19 protein-coding genes are annotated in these 23,403 nt (G+C 64.0%); 6 read left to right on the forward strand and 13 right to left on the reverse strand.

Annotated elements, in window-relative coordinates; translation table 11 throughout:
• Positions 1-53 precede the first annotated feature (53 nt).
• The 3 genes from AC4CS3_RS23285 to hisS form a co-directional block, all read right to left on the reverse strand.
• Complete coding sequence (locus AC4CS3_RS23285) at positions 54-824, reverse strand: GNAT family N-acetyltransferase (protein WP_490785432.1); 771 nt, start codon at positions 822-824, stop codon at positions 54-56.
• A gap of 100 nt (positions 825-924) precedes the next feature.
• Positions 925-2,718 (reverse strand): aspartate--tRNA ligase, encoded by a 1,794-nt coding sequence (gene aspS, locus AC4CS3_RS23290; RefSeq protein WP_490785433.1) that lies wholly within the window; start codon positions 2,716-2,718, stop codon positions 925-927.
• 148 nt (positions 2,719-2,866) lie between these two features.
• Entirely contained in the window at positions 2,867-4,222 is a 1,356-nt protein-coding gene (gene hisS / locus AC4CS3_RS23295; RefSeq protein ID WP_490785434.1) for a histidine--tRNA ligase, read from the reverse strand.
• A gap of 260 nt (positions 4,223-4,482) precedes the next feature.
• Here hisS and AC4CS3_RS23300 point away from each other — a divergent pair, with 260 nt between their 5' ends.
• From AC4CS3_RS23300 to AC4CS3_RS23310, 3 genes are all read left to right on the forward strand, one after another.
• Positions 4,483-5,250: a peptidylprolyl isomerase gene (locus AC4CS3_RS23300; protein WP_490785445.1), complete on the forward strand. Its 768-nt coding sequence runs from the start codon at positions 4,483-4,485 to the stop codon at positions 5,248-5,250.
• A gap of 65 nt (positions 5,251-5,315) precedes the next feature.
• On the forward strand, positions 5,316-6,923 hold the full coding sequence (locus AC4CS3_RS23305) for a DUF349 domain-containing protein (protein ID WP_490785435.1): 1,608 nt from the start codon (positions 5,316-5,318) through the stop codon (positions 6,921-6,923).
• Between the two features lie 106 nt (positions 6,924-7,029).
• Positions 7,030-7,674, forward strand: coding sequence for a type IV toxin-antitoxin system AbiEi family antitoxin (locus AC4CS3_RS23310; RefSeq protein ID WP_490785436.1), 645 nt, complete (start codon positions 7,030-7,032; stop codon positions 7,672-7,674).
• Between the two features lie 11 nt (positions 7,675-7,685).
• Here AC4CS3_RS23310 and AC4CS3_RS23315 read toward each other — a convergent pair whose 3' ends face one another.
• From AC4CS3_RS23315 to pdxT, 9 genes are all read right to left on the reverse strand, one after another.
• The gene (locus AC4CS3_RS23315; protein WP_308193900.1) at positions 7,686-10,079 is read right to left on the reverse strand and encodes a RelA/SpoT family protein; all 2,394 of its coding nucleotides are present in this window, start codon (positions 10,077-10,079) and stop codon (positions 7,686-7,688) included.
• Positions 10,080-10,227: 148 nt separating this feature from the next.
• The gene (gene secF, locus AC4CS3_RS23320) at positions 10,228-11,241 is read right to left on the reverse strand and encodes a protein translocase subunit SecF (protein ID WP_490785437.1); all 1,014 of its coding nucleotides are present in this window, start codon (positions 11,239-11,241) and stop codon (positions 10,228-10,230) included.
• Positions 11,241-12,995 carry a protein translocase subunit SecD gene (secD, locus tag AC4CS3_RS23325; RefSeq protein WP_490785438.1) on the reverse strand — a complete coding sequence of 585 codons (1,755 nt, stop codon included), beginning with the start codon at positions 12,993-12,995 and terminating at the stop codon, positions 11,241-11,243. The genes secF and secD overlap by 1 nt, the downstream gene beginning before the upstream one ends.
• A gap of 109 nt (positions 12,996-13,104) precedes the next feature.
• Positions 13,105-13,488 carry a preprotein translocase subunit YajC gene (gene yajC, locus AC4CS3_RS23330; RefSeq protein ID WP_490785446.1) on the reverse strand — a complete coding sequence of 128 codons (384 nt, stop codon included), beginning with the start codon at positions 13,486-13,488 and terminating at the stop codon, positions 13,105-13,107.
• A 190-nt stretch (positions 13,489-13,678) separates the two neighbouring features.
• Complete coding sequence (gene ruvB / locus AC4CS3_RS23335; protein ID WP_345450658.1) at positions 13,679-14,755, reverse strand: Holliday junction branch migration DNA helicase RuvB; 1,077 nt, start codon at positions 14,753-14,755, stop codon at positions 13,679-13,681.
• Positions 14,748-15,392, reverse strand: a complete 645-nt coding sequence (gene ruvA, locus AC4CS3_RS23340) for a Holliday junction branch migration protein RuvA (RefSeq protein ID WP_490785439.1) — start codon at positions 15,390-15,392, stop codon at positions 14,748-14,750. Before ruvA ends, ruvB begins: the two co-directional genes overlap by 8 nt.
• Positions 15,393-15,481: 89 nt before the next feature.
• Positions 15,482-16,060, reverse strand: a complete 579-nt coding sequence (gene ruvC / locus AC4CS3_RS23345) for a crossover junction endodeoxyribonuclease RuvC (protein ID WP_236810689.1) — start codon at positions 16,058-16,060, stop codon at positions 15,482-15,484.
• Positions 16,061-16,107: 47 nt separating this feature from the next.
• A complete protein-coding gene (locus AC4CS3_RS23350) occupies positions 16,108-16,863 on the reverse strand; it encodes a YebC/PmpR family DNA-binding transcriptional regulator (RefSeq protein ID WP_490785440.1) in 756 nt (251 codons plus the stop codon).
• Positions 16,864-16,866: 3 nt separating this feature from the next.
• Positions 16,867-17,568, reverse strand: a complete 702-nt coding sequence (pdxT, locus tag AC4CS3_RS23355) for a pyridoxal 5'-phosphate synthase glutaminase subunit PdxT (protein ID WP_490785441.1) — start codon at positions 17,566-17,568, stop codon at positions 16,867-16,869.
• 100 nt (positions 17,569-17,668) lie between these two features.
• On the opposite strand from pdxT, the gene AC4CS3_RS23360 reads away from it, so the two are divergent.
• From AC4CS3_RS23360 to AC4CS3_RS23370, 3 genes are read left to right on the forward strand one after another with little or no spacing between them, the layout of a single operon-like run.
• Positions 17,669-18,964, forward strand: a complete 1,296-nt coding sequence (locus AC4CS3_RS23360; protein WP_490785442.1) for a Mur ligase family protein — start codon at positions 17,669-17,671, stop codon at positions 18,962-18,964.
• Positions 18,961-19,713, forward strand: a complete 753-nt coding sequence (locus AC4CS3_RS23365; RefSeq protein ID WP_490785443.1) for a type 1 glutamine amidotransferase — start codon at positions 18,961-18,963, stop codon at positions 19,711-19,713. The genes AC4CS3_RS23360 and AC4CS3_RS23365 overlap by 4 nt, the downstream gene beginning before the upstream one ends.
• 49 nt (positions 19,714-19,762) lie before the next feature.
• Positions 19,763-21,775, forward strand: coding sequence for a M3 family metallopeptidase (locus AC4CS3_RS23370; RefSeq protein WP_490785444.1), 2,013 nt, complete (start codon positions 19,763-19,765; stop codon positions 21,773-21,775).
• Between the two features lie 330 nt (positions 21,776-22,105).
• Here AC4CS3_RS23370 and pdxS read toward each other — a convergent pair whose 3' ends face one another.
• Positions 22,106-23,032, reverse strand: coding sequence for a pyridoxal 5'-phosphate synthase lyase subunit PdxS (pdxS, locus tag AC4CS3_RS23375; RefSeq protein WP_284982234.1), 927 nt, complete (start codon positions 23,030-23,032; stop codon positions 22,106-22,108).
• Positions 23,033-23,403 lie beyond the last annotated feature (371 nt).

The raw sequence follows: 23,403 nt of genomic DNA on the forward strand, positions 1-23,403 counted from the left end.
GAACGACCCCTTCCCGGAATCAGGCGCGTTCCGCCCTGTCTGATCGACCAGAACTAGCAGCCTGACAACGCCCGCTGAGGCCGGGCCTGCCGGTAGAGGTACCTGCCGTGCCCTGCGAAGCCGGCGCCCTCATAAAGGGCCTGGGCGCCAGTATTCGAGGCCATCACCAGTAGCCAGAACTCGGCTACGCCTCGGTGGCCGCCCGCTTCCAGAAGCGCACCCAGCACCCGCCGCCCGAAGCCTTGGCGACGGTGTCCCGCCTCGGTTGCCATGCAGTAGATGCCTCCCTTGCCGTCCACCAGGGCGAGGCGCCCGACGGCGGCTGGGGCGCCGTCGTCGTCCCTCACGAGGGCGTAGACCGAGGGGCAAGACACAAGGATCTTCCGCGCGATCTCCAGCTCGGCGTCGCCGCCGCGGCCATCAACGGACCACCACAGCCGCAGCCACTCTTCGGACGGCTCCTCGGAGATCTCGACGTCGTTCGAAAGGTCACCGAGCCGGGTAGCTGGAAGGATGCCGCCCGGGCGGACCATGATGAGGGTCTCGGACTGCCGGGTGAATCGCTGCGCATCGAGCACCGCGTTGAGGCCCGTGCTCCGTTCGTCGTCGAAAACCTGGAAGATCAGCGGCAGGCGCCGGGAGCGATACCACTGCGTGGCGGCCCGTACTGCCGACTCGTGGTCATCGGCCTGTTCCTTGGGCCAGACCGAGTTTGCCCGCTGTGTGACACCTCCGGCGGCCCGCATGACCCATCCCCCGGCGTCCTCACGGTCCGGAGCGGGCCATGCCCGGTCCATGAGCTCCTCGATCGATGTAAGGCTCATTTCCTGTGCCACGCGTCCTCCCCAAAATCAGTCGACGTCATGCTACGCCGGAGGCCCCCGCAATGTGCGGGGGCCTCCGGGTTGCTTCTAGGTTTTCCAGCTACTCCGGCTTGGCTGCCGGTGCTGCCTGCGCCTTGGCTTCAGGCTTGAAGTCAACTCCGGCTTCCTTGCGCTGCTGCGCCGTGATGGGCGCAGGAGCAGCGGTCAGGGGGTCGTAGCCGCCGCCCGACTTCGGGAAAGCGATGACGTCGCGGATCGAGTCCACGCCGGCCAGCAGGGCCACGACGCGGTCCCAACCGAAAGCCATGCCGCCGTGGGGAGGTGCGCCGTACTTGAATCCCTCGAGCAGGAAGCCGAACTTGGTCTGCGCGTCTTCCTTGTCCAGGCCCATGAGCTCGAAAACGCGCTCCTGGACATCGGCCTCGTGGATACGGATGGATCCGCCGCCGATTTCGTTGCCGTTGCACACGATGTCGTAGGCGTAAGACAGTGCCGCTTCCGGGTCCTTGTCAAAGGAGTCAAGGAACTCGGGCTTCGGAGAGGTGAAGGCGTGATGCAGGGCCGTCCACTGTCCGCCACCCACCGCGACGTCACCCGAGGCGACGGCTGCGGCTGCGGGTTCGAACATCGGAGCGTCGACGATCCAGACGAAAGCCCAATCCTCGGGGTCGATCAGGCCGGTGCGGTGGCCGATCTCGACGCGGGCAGCGCCCAGCAGGGCGCGGGACGGGGATTTCTCGCCAGCGGCGAAGAAGATGCAGTCGCCGGGCTTTGCGCCCACGGCGTCGGCCAGGCCGGCCCGCTCGGTGTCCGTGAGGTTCTTGGCAACGGGGCCCGTGAGCTCGCCGTCCTCCTTGAACAGCACGTACGCAAGACCCTTGGCGCCACGCTGCTTGGCCCACTCCTGCCAGGCATCCAGCGCGCGGCGGGCCTGCGAGGCTCCGCCGGGCATGACGACGGCGCCGACGTAGGGCGCCTTGAAGACGCCGAAGTTCGTGTCCTTGAAGAACTCCGTCAACTCGGTGAGCTCAAGGCCGAAGCGCAGGTCCGGTTTGTCGGAGCCGTACTTGGCCATGGCCTCGTGGTAGGTCATGCGGCGGATCGGCGTCGGGATTTCGACGTCGATCAGCTGCCACAGTGCCTTGACGATGCTTTCGCCGAGCTCAATGACGTCGTCCTGGTCAACGAAGCTGGCTTCGATGTCGAGCTGGGTGAATTCCGGCTGGCGGTCCGCACGGAAGTCTTCGTCGCGGTAGCAACGGGCGATCTGGTAGTACTTTTCGAAACCACCGACCTGGAGCAGCTGCTTGAAAAGCTGCGGCGACTGCGGAAGCGCGTACCAGGAACCCGGGGCCAGACGCGCCGGGACAACGAAGTCACGGGCGCCTTCCGGCGTCGAACGCGTCAGCGTGGGAGTTTCGATCTCCACGTAACCCTGCTGGTGAAGCAGTTCGCGGGCCACGCGGTTCGCTTCGGAACGCAGGCGCAGGTTCCGGGCGGGGCCGGGGCGGCGCAGGTCAAGGTAGCGGTGCTTGAGGCGTGCTTCCTCACCGACCTCGACGTGCTCGTCGATCTGGAACGGCAGCGGGTCCGAGGTGTTGAGGATCACCACTTTCTCGGCGATGACCTCGATCTCGCCCGTGGCGAGGTGCGGGTTCTCGTTGCCCTCGGGACGCTTGCTCACGGTGCCCACGATCTGCAGCACGTATTCGTTGCGCAGGCCGTGGAAGACCTCTTCCTCGCGGACAACCACCTGGGCGACACCGGACGCGTCACGCAGATCGACGAAGGCCACGCCACCGTGATCTCGGCGGCGGCCTACCCAGCCTGCCAGGGTGACGGTCTGTCCAATGTGCTCGGAACGCAAGGATCCGAGGTCATGTGTGCGCAGCACAGCATTCCTTTCAACATGATTTTCAGCGGATCATGGCTAAACGATCCCGTTCGAGTTTACCCGTATGAATGAATCGTGGCCGCCACGGAGCGCTTCCCTCCCCCGGTTGACGCCTGCGGGGTTTCGCCTTTGAGGCGCCGGTTAGTGCCTAGCGCGTGGTGATGCGGACGTGGAGATCCTCCGGCGACGGCTCCCAGCTGGCCGGATCCGCGTCGACTTGCTCTCCGGTGCGGATGTCCTTTACCTGGTGCTTGCCGTCGTCGTCCGTGAACCAGACGAAAGGAATGCCGCGTCGGTCGGCGAATTTGATCTGCTTGCCGAACTTCTCGGCCTTCGCCGCAACCTCGGTTGAGATCCCCCGCCCGCGCAGCTGGGCCGCGACGTCCTGGGCAGCAGACCAGCTGTCGTCGTTGTTCAGGGCCACAAGCACTGCCGTGGGCACCGAGCGCGACGCCGTCGCGAATTCCTGGCTCAGGATGCGGGACACGAGGCGGGTCACGCCGATCGACAGTCCGACGCCGGGGAACTTGCGGTTGCCCTTGCTGGCGAGGGCGTCGTAGCGGCCTCCGGAGCAAATGGAACCGAGTTGCTCGTGCCCTACCAGGACGGTTTCGACGACGGTGCCGGTGTAGTAGTCCAGGCCCCGGGCGATGCTGAGGTCGGCAACAACCTTGCCCGGGGCGCGCTGCACGGCAGCCTCGATGACTTGTTCGAGCTCGCTGAGGCCTTCTTCGAGGAGCTCGTCGGTGACACCGAGGGCGCGGACCTGTGCCACAAAGGACGTGTCCTCCGTGCGGATGCTTGCGAGCTTCAAGGCAAGTGCCGCCTGCTCGTCCGTGGCACCCAGCTCGTTCTTAAGCAGTTCAGCGACTTTCGCTTCGCCGATCTTCTCGAGCTTGTCGATGCTGCGAAGCACGCCGGCAGTGTCCGTCAGGCCGATACCGCGGTAGAAGCCCTCGGCCAACTTGCGGTTGTTGATCCGCAGGCGGAAATCCGGGATGGGAAGGGCACTCAGCGCTTCGGCAATGACGAGGGCAATCTCAACGTCGTAGCGGAAAGGCAGCTCGCCGTCGCCCACGACGTCGATGTCCGCCTGCGTGAACTCGCGCGCGCGTCCTTCCTGCGGACGCTCCCCCCGCCACACTTTCTGGATCTGGTAGCGGCGGAACGGGAAGGCGAGGTAACCGGCGTTCTCGACAACGTAGCGCGCAAACGGCACCGTGAGGTCGAAGTGGAGGGCCAGTGCGTTGGGATCCGCCTTGTCCGACTTTCCGCCCTCGCCGGCGCCGTCCTCGTCTTCCTGCAGGCGGCTCAGGCCGTATACCTCTTTGTCGATCTCGCCCTTGCGCAGGAGCTGGCCCACTGTCTCAACAGCGCGGGTTTCGATCGAAGAGAAGCCATGGAGTTCGAACGTCTTGCGCAACGTGTCCAGGACATGCAGTTCCACCAACCGCTCCTGGGGAAGCCACTCGGGGAATCCGGACAGGGAAGCGGTACGGGCCATGGTGGAAATTTCTCCTCAATGATTGCGCGGGCCGGACCTGGCACCACGAACCACTGGCCGATTCGGCTCAGGTTAGGCGGGCGTCCAGCCAGTCATGCATAAACTATGTGCGGCAGCCAGTTTATGCTTTCGGTGCCTGCACATCTAATGCGGGCACCCGGGTTCGGCCTGCCTGCGATGGAAGCTCGTCCAGACAACCAGGAGGACCCTTGTCTACAAGGCCGCGGGACAACCGTGAAGCCAAACGGCGCATCAGGCAGATGGAGGCCAAGCGCGAGCTTCGGCGTGCACAGGGCAAGCGCCGGCGCCGGGACAATGTGATCGCCGTCGGCGTGGGCGCCGCCGCCCTGATTACCGCCGTCGTGCTCCAACTCACGGTGTTCAACTCGAACCCGAGCGAATCGGAGTTCGCAGCGGCGCAGGCCGGGCTGAGTTCGCCGTCCGCCTCTGCGAACCCATCCGCTTCCGCCGCAGCAACCGGCTCGAATAGTGCCGGCATTCCCAAAGCCGACACAGCCGCGGGTATGACGTTCACTGGCCAGCTCAGCCTCAATGGAGGGGCCGTCGGCGTCGAACTGAACGGCACAACGGCTCCGCAGGCTGCAGCCGTGTTCAAATCCCTCACTGACGCGAGTTACTACAGCGGGCTCAAGTGCCCTCGACTGACCACCGCGGACAACTTCTCGGTGCTGCAGTGCGGCGCCAAGGGAACGGACACCACCGACGACCCCAACTTCCACTGGGGACCGCTGGAGAACACCCCCGCCAACAACACCTACCCGGCCGGAACCATCGCGGTCGCCCGGACCGGCAACAACGCCTACGGCAACGGGCACCAATTCTTCATCGTGTACAAGGACACGGTCATTCCCCCGGATTCCGCCGGCGGGTACACGATCGTCGGCAAGGTGACGAGCGGCATGGATATCGTGACGAAGATCGCCCAGGCAGGTATTAATCCGGGTAGCAGCGCCACCGACGGCGCCCCTGTGGCACCTGTCACGATAGACTCGTTTTCTCTGAAGTAACCAGCCCGGGCCACGGTCCACGGCGCGTTACCTTAGTAATCCCTCCAAGCGAAAGACTTTTAGCGGTGACAGACAGTCAGAAATCCGACGAAACTGCAGTAGTGGCCAACGACGAAGAAACCCAGGCTCCGGTAGCTGAGCAAACCGGCGGCGAGCCAGCTGCCCCGGTAGCCGACGCGGCAGAATCCGCAGCCCCGGTAGCTGACGCTGCCGAGTCCGTAGCTGCCCCGGCAGAGCCCGCCGTCCCGGTAGCCGACGCGGCAGAACCCGCAGCCCCGGCAGAGCCCGCCGCCAAGCCTGCTTCTCCGGCGCCACGACCGGCCCCCTCGCATGCGCCTTCTCCCGCGGCATTTGCTGCCCGCCCGAAAGCTTCAACCAGCGTGATTCCGGCGGCGCCGGCAGCCCAGCCTACGGCGGTGTCCCTGGCGGAAGCCGCCAAGTGGGGGCGCGCCGAGGGTGACGGCCACGTCTTCCTGGCCATCGACGGCGAAGAGCAGCCGGTGGGACAGTACCCGGGAGTGAGCACCGACGAGGCGCTGGCGTACTTCGCCCGGAAGTACGACGACGTGGTTGCGCAGATCGTTTTGATGGAACACCGCGTCGAGTCCAAGGCCCCGGCCACGGACATGCAGAAGACGGTCGAGCACCTGCGCGAGCAGCTGGCCGAGCGCAACATGGTGGGAGACATCCGCACTGCGGAAGCCCGTCTGGATGCCCTCGCCGGACAGATTTCCGAACTGGAAAAGTCCGAGAAGGCAGCGCACGACGCCGCACGCTCCGCGGAACTCGCGGCCCGCGAGGCGATCGTTGCCGAAGCAGAATCCATCGCGTCCCAGGATCCGTCCCAGGTCCAGTGGAAGACGTCCAGCGCCCGCATGAACGAACTCTTCGAGAGCTGGAAAACAGCCCAGAAGAACGGCATCCGGCTTGGACGAAGCAACGAGGACGCATTGTGGAAGCGGTTCCGCTCGGCTCGTACCGTTTTTGACCGCCACCGCCGCGCCTACTTCTCCCAATTGGACAGCACCAACTCGGCCGCCAAGGTCGCCAAGGAACAGCTGATCGTCGAGGCCGAAGCACTCTCCAGCTCCACGGACTGGGGTTTCGCGGCGGGCGAATACCGCCGGCTCATGGACCAGTGGAAGGCCACGCCCCGCGCCAGCCGCAAGGACGACGACGCCCTCTGGCTCAGGTTCCGTGCCGCGCAGGATGTCTTCTTCAGCAACCGCCAGGCTGCCAACGACGAGATCGACCAGCAGTACACAGCGAACCTTTCCGTCAAGGAAGAACTCGTTGTCGAGGCCCAGGCCCTTCTGCCGATCATGGACCTCAATGCTGCCAAGAAGGCTCTGCAGTCCATCCGCGACCGCTGGGAAGAAGCCGGAAAGGTCCCCCGCGCCGACATGGGCAGGATCGAAGCCGGCCTGCGCAAGGTTGAGGATGCCGTCCGCGAAGCCGAAGAGGATAAGTGGCGCCGGAGCAATCCGGAGACCAAGGCCCGTACCAACAGCGCCCTGTCGCAGCTGGAGGCGGCCATCGCCGGCCTGAGGGAAGACCTGGAAAAGGCAGAAAAGGCCGGAGACCAGCGCCGCATCAGGAATGCACGTGAGGCCCTCGAGGCCCGCGAGGCTTGGCTTGACCAGATCCAGCGCTCGGCCAGCGATCTCGCCTAGCAGTAAGGGCTGACAGTCCTAACGGAGCTGACAGGCCCCGTCCCGGTTATCCACATAACCAGGCCGGGGCCTGTTCCCGTTGCGGCGGCCACGCGATGATTGCTGAATGGCCCCAGGACTCCCGCCTCCGCAACAACAGGACTTCCTTTCCCAGGAGCTGTACGCGCCTAGCCCGATGTTCACGTGGGCTGAGCTTCAATCGATGGCCGCGGACGGGGTGCTCACCCCGCTGTACGAGAAGAGCTTCACTCCTCCCGGGCTGGATGTCACGCCGAGACTCCGCGCCCGCGCGGCGGCCCTGGTGGTTTCGGATCGCATTCGCAGGAAGGTCATTGCGGGCCGCATGACGGCGGCATGGATCTACGGTTGCGCGGATGCCCCTGAGAGGCTTTCGCTCCTGGTGGACGCCAAACACCGTATATCGAGCCTGCGCTCGGCCCGAGGCTGCATTCTGCACGAAGTCCGCTTGGGCCAACTGGACGTGGTCAGCATCGGCGGGCTGCTCGTGACGAGTCCCCTGCGGACGGCCGTGGATGTGGCCCTACACGTCGAAGCCAGCAGGGCCGTGCCCGCGCTGCGAATGATGCTCTCCCAGGACGAGTTGGGTGTGCGGTTGCGGCTCTTGACCCTCGCGGTGGAGGCGTCCGCGAGGGTGCCCCACAAGAAGGCTGCTTTGCGCAAGCTCGCCGCCCTGGCTCCGATCGCCGACGCGCGGCCGACCAGTGTATTCCCACCGGAGGCGGCCGCTTGAGTTGCTGCGGCTCAGCTCCTCCTGCGGTTGCCCGTGGTCCTGTAGACATCGAAGACGCCGTCGATCCTGCGCACGGCACTGAGCACGTGGTGCAGGTACTTCGGATCGCCCATTTCGAAAGCGAAGCGGGAGATGGCTACCCGGTCGCTGGACGTATGCACCGAAGCAGCCAGGATGTTGACGTGGTTTTCCGACAGCACGCGGGTGACGTCTGAGAGCAACGACTTCCGGTCCAGTGCTTCCACCTGGATCTCAACCAGGAAGACGCTGGACTGGGTCGGAGCCCATTCAACCTCGACGATACGATCGGGCTGGTCACGGAGATCCGAGACATTCGTACAGTCCGTGCGGTGTACCGACACGCCCGAGCCCCGCGTCACGAAGCCGAGGATCGGATCGGGCGGTACCGGCGTGCAGCAACGGGCCAGCTTCACCCAGACGTCGCCTACGCCGCGCACGATGACGCCGGAGTCCGAGTAGCGGGTCTTCTGGAGTTGCGAGGGAATACTGACTTCGTCCAGGTCCTCATCGGGCGTCTCATGGCCGCCAAGGTGCTCCATGAGTTTTTCCATGACGGACTGAGCCGAAGTATGACCATCGCCCACACCGGCATACAGGCCGGAGATGTCGACGTAGTGGAATTCCTCCGCCACCGTGGACAGGGCGTCATGCGTCATGAGCCGTTGCAGGGGCAGGTTCTGCTTACGCATCGCCCGTGTCAGCTGGTCCTTGCCGCGCTCGATGGCCTCTTCGCGGCGTTCCTTGCTGAACCATTGCCGGATCTTGTTGCGTGCCCGGGCGCTCTTGACGAAGTGCTGCCAGTCCTGGCTCGGTCCAGCGCCCTCGGCCTTGGAGGTGAAGATCTCCACCCAGTCGCCGTGGTTGAGCTCGCTGTTGAGCGGAACCAGCTTGCCGTTGACGCGCGCACCGATGGTCCGGTGACCCACTTCGGTGTGCACCGCGTAAGCGAAGTCCACCGGCGTCGATCCTGCGGGAAGGGCCATGACCTCGCCCTTGGGGGTGAAGACGAACACTTCCCGGGCATTGATCTCAAAACGCAGCGAGTCCAGGAATTCGCCCGGATCCGACGTTTCCTGCTGCCAGTCGACCAAGGAACGCAACCATCCCATGTCGCCGTCCTTGGGACTCCCCGGGCCTACGGCGGTCCGGTTGGGCTGGTCCTTGTACTTCCAGTGCGCCGCCACGCCATACTCGGCCCTGCGGTGCATTTCGTGGGTACGGATCTGGATCTCGACCGGCTTGCCACCGGGCCCGATGACGGTGGTGTGCAAGGACTGGTACATGTTGAACTTCGGCATGGCGATGTAGTCCTTGAACCGCCCCGGCAGGGGGTTCCAGCGCGAATGCAAGGTGCCAAGGGCCGCGTAACAGTCACGGACCGAGTCCACGAGGACGCGCACGCCCATGAGGTCGTTGATGTCGTCGAAGTCCTTGTCCCGGACGATCATCTTCTGGTAAATCGAGTAGTAATGCTTGGGGCGTCCCGTGATGGTGGCCTTAATGCGGGCGACGCGCAGGTCTTCGGCAATCTGGTTGCGGATGACGCTCAGGCTCTTCTCGCGCTCCGGAGTGCGGTCCCCCACCATCCGGACGATCTCTTCATACACCTTCGGGTACAAGGCGGCGAAGGAGAGATCCTCGAGTTCCCATTTGATGGTGTTCATGCCGAGGCGGTGGGCCAGCGGCGCAAAGATCTCAAGCGTTTCGCGGGCTTTGCGTGCGGATGATTCGGCGGAAACGAAGCGCCACGTACGGGCATTGTGCAGCCGGTCCGCGAGCTTGATCATCAGCACCCGGATGTCCTTGGCCATCGCCACAACCATCTTGCGGACGGTCTCGGACTGTGCGGCCTCACCGAATTGGACCTTGTCCAGCTTGGTGACGCCGTCCACGAGCATCGCGACCTCCGGGCCGAAATCGCGCGTCAGGTCAGCGAGCGTGTAGGGAGTGTCCTCCACGGTGTCGTGCAAGAGCGCAGCGGCCAAGGTTGTGCCGGTGAGCCCCAATTCAGCCAGGATCGTGGCCACTGCCACGGGGTGGGTGATGTACGGATCGCCGCTCTTCCGCTTCTGCCCCTGATGGCTTCGCTCGGCTACGGTGAAGGCCCGCTGGATGAGATCGAGGTCTTCCTTGGGGTTGTTTGCCCGAACGGTCCGAAGGAGCGGCTCAAGGATGGGCGAATAGGTGCTCGTGCCGCGTCCAGTCAATTTCGCTAGCCTGGAGCGCGTCCGCTCGCGCCGTCCGGGGAACGTCGGGCGCACGCCCGGGCTGTCCACGGGCACACCATCCACTGTGCTTCCCGTAGCTGCAGTTGCGGTGCCGGGCACGCGGCTTAGGCCGTCCTCTCCGCCCGCCGGCAGAGCCGACGTCGTACGTTCCTCCACAAAAGCACCTCTCACGACTGACTTAATTCTCCCAGTCTATTCCCGCCGGTGACCTGTCCAAGAACCGGTACCCAGATGACGGAGCCGGGAACGGAAAGGGCCGGCCACCGCCTTTCAGCGGTGGCCGGCCCTTCAGGAGGAAACCAGGCTAAACGGCGGCGGCTTCCGAGTTCGCGCTGGCGGCTGCCGCGCGTCGGGTAGCTACCTTCTTGGCCTGCTTCTGCAACTCGGGTTCGCTCTGGCGCAGCCAGGCGTAGAGCGGAGCCGCGATGAAGATCGTGGCCGCGGTACCGATCAGGATGCCGACGAAGAGCGCGAGGGACAGGTCGCGGAGCGTGCCTGCGCCCAAGAGTCCGGCACCGATGAACAGAATCGCGGCGACGGGCAATACTGCCACCATCATGGTGTTGATGGAACGCACCAGGGTCTGGTTGACGGCAAGGTTGACCTCTTCGGCAAAAGTGCGCCGGCTGGAGGTGTTGATGTCCGAGGTGTTTTCACGGATCTTGTCGAAAACCACCACGGTGTCGTAAAGCGAGTAGCTGAGAACCGTCAGGAAGCCGATGATGGCCGACGGGGTCACCTCGAAGTCGCTCAAGGAGTAGATACCGGCCGTGCAGAACATCGTGACCAGCATGCCCGCAAGGGCAGAAACCGACATCTTCCAGGTACGGAAGTACAAAGCCATCAAAAGAGCGGCCAGGCCTACGAACACCGCGAGGCCGATCAGCGCCTGCTTCGTGACATCCTGCCCCCAGGTGGGGCCGATGAAGGTCGAGGTGACCTGGTTTTCGGTGACTCCGTAGGCCTTTGCGAGATCCATTTTGATCTTGATGGTTTGGTCATCGCTGAGTTTGTCGGTCTGGATACGCATGGTGCTGCCGGCGACGTTGGCAACGCGCGGAGCGGCACCGGAAACGACGTCGTGAACTGCCTTTTCGCCCACCGCGGAATCGGTGGTCTTCACGTTGGACACCGTGAACTCGGAACCGCCCCGGAAGTCGATTCCGAGGTTGTAGCCGCCCTTGACCACCGGCAGGAGGATGGAGATCGCCACCGCCACCGCGGCAATGATGAACCAGATCTTCTTGCTGGATACGAAGTTGTAAGAGCGCTTGCCCGTGTAGAGCTCGTTACCGAACTTTGCGAAGCTCGTGGTCATTACTTCTCCTCCTTGGTGCCGTTGGAAGAACCAGCCAGCTGAGCTTGCTTCTCGGCAAGGCGGCGCTCGGCGATGGTCATGCGGCGCTCGGCCTCCGCGGCAGCACCGGTGTTGCGGGCGCGAACGACGGCGGGCTTCTCCGTAGGCGTGCGGAGCCTGCCGCCACCGCGGTACAGCGGCACGGCGCCTAGGCGCTCAGGGTCGAGGCCCGAGAATCGGTGACCTTCCCCGAAGAACTTGGTCCGGGACAGCACCTGGAGCGTGGGGTGCGTGAACATGAACACGACCAGGAGGTCGGCCAACGCAGTGAGGCCAAGGGTGAAGGCGAAGCCGCGGACGTTTCCAACAGCGACGAAGTACAACACCAAAGCAGCAAGCAGGTTGACGGCCTTGGACGCAAGCACCGTGCGCTTGGCTCGCTTCCAACCATTCGCGACGGCGGACACGAGGCCCTTGCCCTCACGAAGTTCGTCGCGGATGCGTTCGAAGTACACGATGAAGGAGTCGGCTGTTTGACCAATGGCCACGATGAGACCTGCCACACCGGCCAGCGACAGCCGGTAGTTTTCAGTCCAGCCAAGGATCGCGATGGCGAGGTACGTGAGTCCGCCCGCCACCACGAGGGAGAGGATCGTGACGAAGCCCAGGGCCCGGTACTGGAAGAGGGAATAGACCACGACGAGCAGAAGACCGATCACACCGGCCATCAGTCCCAGACGAAGCTGCTCGCCACCGAGGGTCGCGGAAATCTGTTCCTCGGACTGGATATCGAAGCTGATGGGCAAAGCGCCGTAGCGGAGCTGGTCCGACAAGGCCCGCGCGGAGGCTTGCGTAAAGTTACCGGTGATCTGCGGCTTGCCGTCGGTGATGACGGCGAGGGAACGCGGCGCGGAAATGACCTGGTCATCCAGGACGATGGCGAACTGGGCCTTGGGGTCGTTGCCGCCCTGTGCCTGCGATGCCACGTAGAACTGGTTGAGCCTCTGGGTAACGTCCTTGAAGGTCTTGGTGGCGTTGGCATCGAAGGTGATCGTCACGCCCCACGCATTGGTAACCGAGCCTTGTGCGCCCTGGACGGGATCGAAGGAGGACGAAACGATGTCCTGGCCCTTTACCTCGACCGGGCCAAGGATGTACTTAACGGCAGGAGTCTTGGCCGTTGCCGGCTCGCAGGTCACCAGCGGCTTGGCCGGATCCGACCGCGGCTGCTTGTCCTGGGCCGGATTGACGCAATCCAGGGCTTCGAAGGCCTTGTAGACGTCCGCTGTCACCCAGTTGCTGTCGCTGGCGTTGGCCGGGGCAGCCGTTGGCTTCGGCAGGCTTGCGTCAGGTGTCCGTGATGCGACCGGAACGGCCGCAGGGTCGCCCGTGGTGATCACCGGGCGGAAGTTCATGTCGGCAGATGCCTGGATCAGTGCGCGGGTTTCCGAACTTGGCGTGCCTGGGAGGCTCACCACGACGTTGCGGCCGGACTGCGTGGTGATTTCCGCTTCGGCGACACCGGAGCTGTCAACGCGTTGGCGGATAATCGCGACGGCCTGGTTCAACTGTTCTTCGTTGATGCCCGTGGATCCTTCGACCTTGGGCGCGAGAATCATTTGCGTACCGCCCTCGAGGTCAAGCGCGAGCTTTGGGGCCCAGCTGGCGTGACCTGTGATGACGCCGCCACCGAGGACTGCTGTCAGTACAGCGAATATTGCGACAAGCCAGATCAGCACCCTGCGGGCTGCATTTTTGTGGCCGGTTCGTGCCATGTTCGATCTTCCTGTTGATGACGGAACAGCCGCCGACGTGCACTTGTGAGCGCAGGCCGGCGGCGATTCATTGCCGTAGAACAATTCCCGCTTGTAGAGCGGGTACGGGCTAGTTGTCCTTCTTGCCTTCGTCGTTCAGGCGCTTGAGGGTTTCGTCCGGGGTCTCCGCGGATGCCGAGGCATCGGCGTCCGCGGCAGTCAGCGACGACGCGTCGTCCGGAACGTCAACTGCGGCCTCCTCGACGGGCTCAACGATCTTGGTAACGGCCTGGCGGTGCACGGTGGCGAGGTTGCCCGGAGACAGTTCAAGGACAACCTTGTTCTCAGTGTCGTCCATCGAAACGATTCGGCCGAACAGTCCGAAACTGGTCATGACATCAACGCCAGGAGCGAACTGGGACTGCAGCTTGGCCTGCGTTTGCTGCGTCTTTTTGTTGCGCCGGAACATCATGAAGATGAAGACGCCAAGCATGGCAAACAGCAGGATTGTCATTGGATCCACAGGGAAGTTCCGTTCTTTACTTACGTTTTTGGTTTCACGGCCATGTCTGCCCGGTGGATCCGGCGGCCGAGGAGCTTTCGCCCACGTGGCCGCACAATGCTCCGACGGGCGGGCACAGAACCAAGGACTCGAACGTGCCGAGTGTCATACCAGTCTAGAGGGTTAAGCTGAATGGATCGTGCTATCGGCCGGTGTCGATGCTTTCCGCCCCGTTTTCGCTGTCTTCGAACAACGCCAGCGGGTCCTGCCCGAACACTCCTGGCGGAACCGCATAACCAAGGTGGGTCCAGGCGGACGCCATGGCAATCCTGCCGCGCGGCGTCCGTCCCAAAAGGCCTTCGCGCACCAGGTACGGCTCAGCGACAGTCTCGACGGTCTCGGGTTCCTCCCCGACGGCGATCGCGAGGGTGGAGAGCCCCACGGGGCCACCGTTGAACTTGAGGATCAGCGCCTCCAAAACGGCACGGTCCAGGCGATCCAAGCCACGCTCATCCACCTCATACATGTCCAGCGCGGCGGAGGCGGCACGGGCATCGATCTGCTCGATGCCGTGGACCAAAGCCCAGTCCCGGACACGGCGCAGCAGCCGGTTGGCGATACGAGGAGTTCCACGGGAACGGCCCGCGATCTCGCTGAACCCGGCCGAGTTGACCTTCAGGTCAAGCAATCCGGCTGAGCGACGCAGAACCAATTCAAGCTCCGCTACGGAATAGAACTCCAAGTGCCCGGTGAAACCAAAGCGGTCACGCAGCGGACCAGGCAAGAGCCCGGCCCGCGTGGTGGCGCCAACTAGGGTGAAAGGCGGCAGCTCAAGCGGAATGGCAGTGGCGCCCGCGCCCTTGCCCACCACGATGTCCACCCGGAAATCTTCCATGGCCATGTACAGCATTTCTTCTGCAGGCCGGGACATCCGGTGGATTTCGTCGAGGAACAGGACCTCGCCCTCGGAGAGTGAGGAGAGGATGGCTGCGAGATCTCCCGCGTGCTGGATGGCAGGCCCGCTGCTGATACGCAGGGGGGCGTTCATCTCGGCGGCGATGATCATGGAGAGCGTGGTCTTGCCCAGCCCCGGGGGGCCAGAAAGCAGGACGTGGTCCGCGCTGCGGCCGCGCATTCTCGAGGCTTCCAGTACGAGCGAGAGTTGCTTTCGGACGCGGTGCTGGCCTACGAAGTCGTGCAGGTTCTTCGGGCGCAGTGCGGCCTCGATGATGCGCTCCTCGGGTTCCTCTCCCCCGGTAACGAGGGACTGCTCAGCCACGGCTGCCTACCCGGTTTCCGGCGCGTGCGCCGTCCTGCCCCAGCCAGCGAAGGGTTGCACGCAGGATCTGGGCGACGTTGCCAGCGTCGGCGAGTTCCGCGGAATCGGCCATTGCCTTGTCGATACTGCCGGCGGCGTCCTTCTCCGACCAGCCGAGGCTTGTCATTGCAGCGACCACCTGCGGCTTCCAGACGGACTCGGCCGCGACGGCTGGGACGGCCCCTGGCGCGGTGCCGTGAGGAACGAGTTTGCCCGCAAGTTCCAGGACGATCCTGCCGGCCACCTTCGGCCCGATGCCAGGGACCTTGGTGAATGACTTGGCGTCACCGGAATGGGCGGCCACACGGATCTCTTCGGGCTCATGGACCGCGAGGACCGCGAGGGCCAGGCGCGGCCCCACCCCGCTCACGCTGAGAAGTACATCGAAAACTTCGCGCTCGTCATCGTTCGAGAATCCAAAGAGCGTCAGGGAGTCCTCCCGGACGATCAACGAAGTGAAGAGCTTCGCTTCCTCGCCGACATGCAGGTGGCTGAGGGTTTGGGGCGTAGCGTAGACGCTCATACCGGCACCGTTGAGATCGATGACGGCCGTGGAGAGACTGACGTGTGCCACGGTTCCGCGGAGAAAACTGATCAAGACCCGGCTCCTGAAGTACTGCCCCGTGCATGCTGCGCCGCGGGCTATCCGAACATATCTACGAATACCCTAGCAAGGGCCACCGACATTTACCGGCCGCGGCGCGCTTTCGCTTCGGCTTCAGCCCAGGCCCGCTGGGCGGGTGTCAATGCACTGCTCCCTGGTCCTGTCGTAGCAACCGCGGCACCGCTGCCGGCTCGCCACGCGTGCGTGACGGCGAGGGCCAACGCGTCCGCGGCGTCGGCCGGGCGCGGCGGGGCGTCCAGTCGCAGGATCTTGGTGATGAGTTTTGTCACCGCTTCTTTGTTGGAGGTGCCGCTACCCGTGACGGCAGCTTTGACCTCCGACGGCGTGTGGAGCGCCACCGGGATGCCGCGCCGCGCAGCGGCCGCAATGACCACGCCGGACGCCTGGGCGACGCCCATGACGGTACTGACGTTCAACTGGGAGAAGACACGTTCGACCGCGAGAACGTCGGGTTTGTACAGGTCCAGCCATTCGTCGATTGCCTTGGCAATGACCAGCAATCGCTGGTCCAATGATTGTTCCGGGGAGGTTCCCACGACGCAGACGGCGACCATGGTGGCGCGCCGGTTCCGTTCGACGTCGACCACTCCGATGCCGCAACGGGTGAGGCCCGGATCGACTCCCAATACGCGAAGAGTCAAGTCCGGGCCTCCCTGTTTGTTATGAAGCTGTGTTGCAAGTGGGGGCGCTACTCGGCTTCGAGCGCAGCCTGGACTTCCTCGCTCATGTCCGCGTTGGTGTACACGTTCTGGACGTCGTCGAGATCCTCAAGGGCGTCGACGAGCTTCATGAACTTCTTGGCACCGTCGAGGTCCAGCGGCACCTGCATGGACGGGACGAACTCAGCTTCGTCCGTCTCGTATTCGATGCCGGCATCCTTGAGGGCTTCGCGGATGGCCTGGAGATCGGTGGGCTCCGAGTGGATTTCCCAGTTCTCTCCGCTGTCCTTGACTTCCTCGGCGCCGGCGTCGAGCACGGCCATCAGGATATCGTCTTCGCTGAGCCCGTTCTTGGGGAGGTTGACGACGCCCTTGCGGGTGAAGAGGTAGCTCACCGAGCCGGGGTCGGCAATGGTGCCTCCGTTGCGGGAGATAGCCAGCCGGACCTCCGAGGCAGCACGGTTCTTGTTGTCCGTGAGGCACTCGATCAGAAGAGCGGAACCCTGCGGGCCCCGGGCTTCGTACATGATTTCCGTGTAGTCGACCACTTCGCCGGTCAGGCCGGCTCCGCGCTTGATGGCGCGGTCGATGTTGTCGGCGGGGACCGATGTCTTCTTCGCTTTGGTGACAGCCAGTTCCAGGCTGGGGTTGCCGGCGAGGTCCGGTCCGCCCATGCGGGCCGCGACTTCGATGTTCTTGATCAGTTTGGCGAACGACTTGGCCCGGCGGCTATCGAGGATGGCCTTCTTGTGCTTGGTCGTCGCCCATTTGGAGTGGCCTGACATGCTTTAAACTTCCCCTCTGATCATTCGAATAAACAATTCATGCACGCGCTTCTCCCCAGTCACTTCCGGGTGGAAGGAGGTGGCCAGCAACCGACCTGAGCGCACTGCAACAATTCTAGCCAACCCGTGCAAAGTGTCCGTGTGGGTGGCATTTCCCGGTTCAACCTGGGCAAGGATTTCGACGCCGGGACCAACGCGTTCTACCCACGGTCCACGGATGAAGACTGCGTGGACGGGGTCGACGCCGGATTCACCGGCGCTGAACTCAAGGCCTTTGAAATCAAGGTCGGTTTCGAAAGACTCGCGCTGCCGGCCGAAGGCGTTGCGACGGACCGTGATGTCCAATCCACCGAAAGTCTGCTGCGGATTCCCGGCGAGGTCCGTGGCGGGATCGGCGATATCGTCCGCCAGCAGGATCATGCCGGCGCAGGATCCATAGACCGGCAGGCCGGACGCGATCTGCTTGCGGATCGGATCGGCGAGTTCAAAGATGCGCGACAGCTTGTCTATAGTGGTCGACTCGCCGCCGGGAATGATGAGGCCGTCAATGTCATCGAGTTCCGCCGGGCGCCGGATGCCGACGCCGGTTGCACCGGCCGCTTCGACGGCGTGGATGTGCTCACGAAAATCGCCTTGTAGTGCGAGAACGCCGATGCGCAGGCCCGAGCCCACGCTGGATGACGCCTCGGAAGGGGGATTGGTCATTCGACCATCATAATGCGCTGCCGCTGCCGGGCTCGCCCCGGGGTGGCAGCGCAGCCTTACGGCACGTGGTTTATGCACCAACTGGGATATATTACAGAGCATGTTTTCGTTCACCGTTCCACTCGGCAAGCTGGTCCGTGCTGTGTCCCGGCTGCGCGGCGGGGGTTCGGCTTTGCCCGGCCTCGTGGTCGAGAAAATCGACCCAGGCTTCATGCAAAGGACGCTGTCCTCGCTTCCCCACGGCGTGGCGGTGGTGAGCGGAACCAACGGCAAGACCACCACCACCAAAATGGTGGTGGAGCTCTTGGAAAGCCAGGGCCTGAAGGTCTTCACCAACCGGACAGGCAGCAACTTCACCCGCGGCGTCGCAGCTGCACTCCTCGGTGAAGTGGACTGGCGCGGAAGGCTGGACGCCGACGTCGCGGTCTTGGAACTCGACGAAGCTCATGCCGTGCACTTCGTGAACAAAGTGCCGCCGCGCTACTGCCTCCTCCTCAACGTCCTGCGCGACCAACTGGACCGTTTCGGCGAAATCGACGCCACCGCGATGCTTCTCCAACGCATCGCCGAGCGAACCACCGGCACCGTGGTCCTGAACCGCGAGGACCCCCGGGTCGCCCGTATTGCGGGAGCCCTTAGCGGCCCCGAGGTGCTCTACTTCGGATTGGACGAATCGCTCCGGAGCACCTTCCCGAACGACGACGACATGCGGGCCGCGGCTCCGGGAACCAGCCCCCGCGTTGACGTTCCCGACTCTCCGGTGGCCGACGTCGTGCTCCGCCGCGTCGGTACCGACGACGCCGACTTTGAGTTCGACGGAACCCGCGTGGCGACGCACATGAAACTCCGCGGCGTCTACAACATCTTCAATGCCGCTGCCGCATTGGTGCTCGCCAGGAGCATCACCGGAGCAAGCGGAAGGCCTGGCGATGCCGCCAAGCTGGTCAAGGCACTCTCGGAGGTGGCTCCGGCCTTTGGCCGCGGGGAGAGCCTGACGGTGGATGGCCAGCCCCTCGAGTTGGTCCTGGTGAAGAACCCGAGCGGGTTCCGCCTGGGCCTGAAGTCATTCCCGGCGAAGGGCTACGCGTCCATGATCGCCATCAACGACAACTATGCCGACGGCCGCGACATGTCGTGGCTCTGGGACGTTGAATTCGATTCCCTGCGCGAGGACGGCGTCGAGGTCCTGACCGGTGTCCGTGCCTACGACATGGCGCTGCGCCTCCAGTACGACGAGGTCCGTTTCGGTTCAGTGGACACGGACATCCCTGCGGCGTTGGCTGAATTCATCCGTGGGTCGGCGGGCAAGCCTAAACGCGTGTTCTGCACCTACACCGCGATGTTGGCCATCCGGCGCGAACTCTCCAAAATCACCACAGTAGAGGTGGTCTCATGACCCCGGCCGAAGACACCGCCCTCCACGCCAGCAAGGGCACCATCCGGGTCCTCCAGTTGTATCCCCGTGACATGAACATCTACGGCGACTGGGGCAATGCCCTCGTCCTGCGGCAGCGCTTGCTCTGGCATGGATACACACCTGAGCTCCTGGAATACAACGTGGGCGACGACTTCCCCGAAGATGTCGATCTCATTGTGGGCGGCGGTGGCCAGGACAGCGGCCAGGTAGTCATCCAGGACGATCTCCAGTCACGCGGCGAACAACTCCGCGAGATGGCCGAGGACGGAACGCCCATGCTGGTTATTTGCGGGCTCTACCAGCTTTTCGGCAAGTTCTTCAAGACGAAGAGCGGCCCTGTTATCCCCGGTATCGGCATCCTTGACGTCGAGACCGTCGGCACCGATGAACGCCTCATCGGAAACGTCACCCTGACCTCACCCGAGTTCGGCGAAATCATGGGCTACGAAAACCACAGCGGACAGACTGCCCTGGGCCCCGGCGTCGAGCCCCTCGGCACCGTGTCCAAGGGAGCCGGCAACAACAGCAAAGACAACCATGAGGGCGCCAGGCACCGGAATGTGGTTGCCAGCTACCTGCACGGTTCCCTGTTGCCCAAGAATCCGGCCATCGCGGACTTCCTGATCCGGACCGCCGTCGAACGCAAGTACGGCACTTTCGTCCCCGGAACGCCCGACGACGGCTATGCGCGCCTCGCGCGGGAGAATGCGGCGCGGCGGCCGCGCTAACCCGGGGAAAAGCGTTGTGGGCGGAGGCCCTGCATGAAAGGGTTGCTTCATGACGAACCCTCTCTTGGAGCCGAGTACCCTTCCCTTCGGATTGCCGCCCTTTGCGACGATCCAGGACAGCCACTACGCCGAAGCAGTAGATGCTGGCCTCGCTCAGCACCTGGCCGAGATCCAGTCCATCGTGGACAATCCGGAGCCCGCGTCCTTCGAAAACACGGCGGTTGCGATGGAACGCTCCGGCCGCCTGTTGGAGCGGGCAGCGGCCTCCTTCTTCACACTGGTTTCTGCCGATGCCTCTGAGGCCATCCGCGAACTCGAAACCGAGCTGTCTCCCCGTTTCGCGAGCCATCAGGATGCGGTCTACCTCAACCGCGGACTGTACGAGCGTTTCGCAGCCATAGACACCTCAGGACTTGACGATGAATCCATCCGGCTGGTGCAGGAATACCTCCGGGAATTCCGACAGTCCGGGATCCAACTTGATCCAGATGACCAGGAAAAGCTCAAGAGCCTCAATGCGGAGCTCTCCCGTTTGGGAACGGAGTACGGGCAACGCGTCAAGGAAGCCATGAAGGCTGCCGCGATTGTGGTGGATGACGCGACGGAGCTTGCCGGACTGCCGTCGGACGACATCGCCAGCGCCGCCGAGGCAGCACGCTCTGCCGGCCACGAGGGGAAATACCTCCTGACCCTCATTCAACCGAGCAACCAACCTGCTTTGGCTTCTTTGCAGAATCGTGAGCTCCGGCGCCGCCTCTATGAGGCGTCCATTGCGAGGGGTAGCGACGGCGGCAGCCTGGACGTCATGGAGCTGGCGAAGGCGATGGTGCGTTTGAGGGCCGAGAAGGCGACACTTCTCGGGTTCGGCAACTACGCCGAACTGGTCATGGACCGCCAGACCGCCCCCGATTTCGGGTCCGTTCAGGCGATGCTGAACCGGCTTGCTCCTGCCGCCATCCGCAACGCCGACGCCGAAGCGGGCGCCTTGGCGGAGAGCGCGGGGCACCCGCTGGAAGCCTGGGACTGGGCGTACTACTCCTCGAAGGTCCGCCGGGAGCGGTACGAGGTGGACGAACAGCTGCTACGGCCCTATTTCGAATTGGACCGGGTACTGGTGGACGGCGTGTTCTTCGCAGCCACGAGCCTCTTCGGTATTACTTTCCACGAGCGGAAGGACCTTGAGGGATACCACCCCGACGTCCGCGTCTGGGAGGTGCGGAACGAGGACGGCTCCGAGCTTGGCCTTTTCCTGGGCGACTACTACGCGCGGGACTCGAAGCGCGGCGGCGCGTGGATGAACTCGCTCGTCGAACAATCAGCGCTCCTGGGTACCAAGGCGGTGGTGATCAACAACCTGAACATCTCCAAACCTCCGGCCGGAGAACCGACCTTGCTCACCCTGGACGAAGTGAGGACCACTTTCCACGAGTTCGGCCATGCCTTGCACGGGCTCTTCTCCAACGTCACGTATCCACGATTCTCCGGAACCTCGGTCCCCCGGGACTTCGTTGAGTATCCGTCACAGGTCAACGAGATGTGGATCATGTGGCCCGAGATCATCGGCAACTATGCACGGCATCACGCCACTGGCGAACCGCTCCCCCAAGGCATCATTGACCGCCTCAGCGAGTCCAAGCTCTGGGGCGAAGGTTTCGCCACCACCGAATACCTCGGAGCCGCCCTGTTGGACCTGGCCTGGCACGTGCTGGACGTCGACAGCGTTCCTCAGGATGCCCAGGACTTCGAAGCCAAGGCATTGGCTGCGGCCGGCGTGGCGCACTCCCTCATACCGCCCCGCTACCGCACGGGATACTTCCAGCACATCTTCGCCGGGGATTTCTACGCAGCGGGGTACTACTCCTACATCTGGAGTGAAGTGCTCGACGCGGAAACGGTGGACTGGTTCACGGAAAACGGCGGCTTGCTGCGCCGGAACGGCGAACGGTTCCGCTCGGAACTGCTCTCCCGCGGAAATAGCCGGGATCCGCTGGAATCCTTCCGCACGCTCCGGGGACGCGAAGCCTCCCTCGAGCCCCTCCTGAAGCGCCGCGGTTTGGAGTAACTGGGCCACCCCAACTAGCTCGCAGTTGTTGTCGTTCTGGAGCCTCAAAACGACAACAACTGCGTGGGCCCGCGCCGCCAGGGTTCCCTGGCCGAGCTTGCGAGGCGAGGGTGGCGGTGGGGACTACTTGGGTTAACGCGCGACGGCGGCCGGTCACCAAAAAGGTGACCGGCCGCCGTCGTACTTAGCGGCAGCGCAAGGCGCTGGACGGTGTGATCCGGCAGCGTGCGTAAAAGGGCCCCCGCCCCGAGTCGCCGCAAAGCCGCGGCAGCGAAGCGCGGGGAATAGCACGCCGAGGATCAGCGCCGTCCAGCGCCCCAAAGGCGAGACTTACCAGCCGCGCTCGGCAAGGCGGTGCGGCTCGGGGATTTCCTCGACGTTGATGCCCACCATGGCCTCGCCGAGGCCGCGGGAGACCTTGGCGATGACGTCGGGGTCGTCGAAGAAGGTGGTGGCCTTCACGACGGCGGCGGCACGCTGGGCCGGGTTGCCGGACTTGAAGATGCCCGAACCGACGAACACGCCGTCCGCGCCGAGCTGCATCATCATGGCTGCGTCGGCCGGGGTGGCGATACCGCCGGCGGTGAAGAGGACCACGGGGAGCTTGCCGGTCGCGGCGACTTCCTTGACGAGTTCGTACGGTGCCTGCAGTTCCTTGGCGGCGACGTAGAGCTCGTCCTCGGGCAGGGTGGAGAGGCGGAGGATCTCGGCTCGGATCTGGCGCATGTGGGTGGTGGCGTTGGAGACGTCGCCGGTGCCGGCCTCGCCCTTGGAGCGGATCATGGCCGCGCCCTCGTTGATGCGGCGCAGAGCTTCGCCGAGGTTGGTGGCACCGCAGACGAAGGGAACCGTGAAGTTCCACTTGTCGATGTGGTGAGTGTAGTCGGCCGGGGTCAGGACCTCGGACTCGTCGATGTAGTCCACGCCGAGAGACTGCAGGACCTGTGCCTCGACGAAGTGGCCGATGCGGGCCTTGGCCATGACCGGGATGGAGACGGCGGCGATGATCGCATCGATCATGTCCGGATCCGACATGCGGGACACGCCGCCCTGGGCGCGGATGTCGGCGGGAACGCGCTCGAGCGCCATCACGGCCACTGCACCGGCATCTTCGGCGATGCGGGCCTGCTCGACGTTGACGACGTCCATGATGACGCCGCCCTTGAGCATCTCGGCCATGCCGCGCTTGACGCGGTTGCTGCCCGTAACGCTGGCTGCGGACGAACCGGCTTCGTTGCTTACATCAGGTGTAGACACAAAAACCCCTATGGGTAGATAGAAGACCTTGGCCGGGGCGCAGGCGGACAGGGGCCACACACAGCGCGCACCGGATTTCCAGGTCACATTGACCAAGTAACTTCAATACTAGTCCCCTGCGCTGTGCCCGTCGTACTTGATTACCAGCCTCGGCCACCCGGTCCTGCCCGCACCGGCGGGCATCGCTCACCCGCTGTCATGAGTTCCGCGCGTCGCGATACTTCAGGTACCCATTTACGGCATCAGATTCGTCGCCGGGGCGAAGGCGCGGGAATCTGTCTTCGGCAATTGTGAGTGCAGCACCGGCCCGGTCGCCGAGGCGATCCGGGTTCATTGGGACCTCAACACCTGATTTTTGAGACCTGTTTTCC

The organism is Arthrobacter sp. SE2 (assembly GCF_058244265.1).

What these genes read in the sequence shown, in the direction of transcription:
- AC4CS3_RS23360 (WP_490785442.1), top strand. Translation starts at nt 17,669, where the DNA reads ATGTTTTCGTTCACCGTTCCACTCGGCAAGCTGGTCCGTGCTGTGTCC.
- AC4CS3_RS23310 (WP_490785436.1), top strand. Translation starts at nt 7,030, where the DNA reads ATGGCCCCAGGACTCCCGCCTCCGCAACAACAGGACTTCCTTTCCCAG.
- secD (WP_490785438.1), bottom strand. Translation starts at nt 12,995, where the DNA reads ATGGCACGAACCGGCCACAAAAATGCAGCCCGCAGGGTGCTGATCTGG.
- AC4CS3_RS23370 (WP_490785444.1), top strand. Translation starts at nt 19,763, where the DNA reads ATGACGAACCCTCTCTTGGAGCCGAGTACCCTTCCCTTCGGATTGCCG.
- pdxT (WP_490785441.1), bottom strand. Translation starts at nt 17,568, where the DNA reads ATGACCAATCCCCCTTCCGAGGCGTCATCCAGCGTGGGCTCGGGCCTG.
- AC4CS3_RS23350 (WP_490785440.1), bottom strand. Translation starts at nt 16,863, where the DNA reads ATGTCAGGCCACTCCAAATGGGCGACGACCAAGCACAAGAAGGCCATC.
- secF (WP_490785437.1), bottom strand. Translation starts at nt 11,241, where the DNA reads ATGACCACGAGCTTCGCAAAGTTCGGTAACGAGCTCTACACGGGCAAG.
- AC4CS3_RS23285 (WP_490785432.1), bottom strand. Translation starts at nt 824, where the DNA reads ATGAGCCTTACATCGATCGAGGAGCTCATGGACCGGGCATGGCCCGCT.
- AC4CS3_RS23365 (WP_490785443.1), top strand. Translation starts at nt 18,961, where the DNA reads ATGACCCCGGCCGAAGACACCGCCCTCCACGCCAGCAAGGGCACCATC.
- yajC (WP_490785446.1), bottom strand. Translation starts at nt 13,488, where the DNA reads ATGACAATCCTGCTGTTTGCCATGCTTGGCGTCTTCATCTTCATGATG.
- AC4CS3_RS23300 (WP_490785445.1), top strand. Translation starts at nt 4,483, where the DNA reads ATGGAGGCCAAGCGCGAGCTTCGGCGTGCACAGGGCAAGCGCCGGCGC.
- hisS (WP_490785434.1), bottom strand. Translation starts at nt 4,222, where the DNA reads ATGGCCCGTACCGCTTCCCTGTCCGGATTCCCCGAGTGGCTTCCCCAG.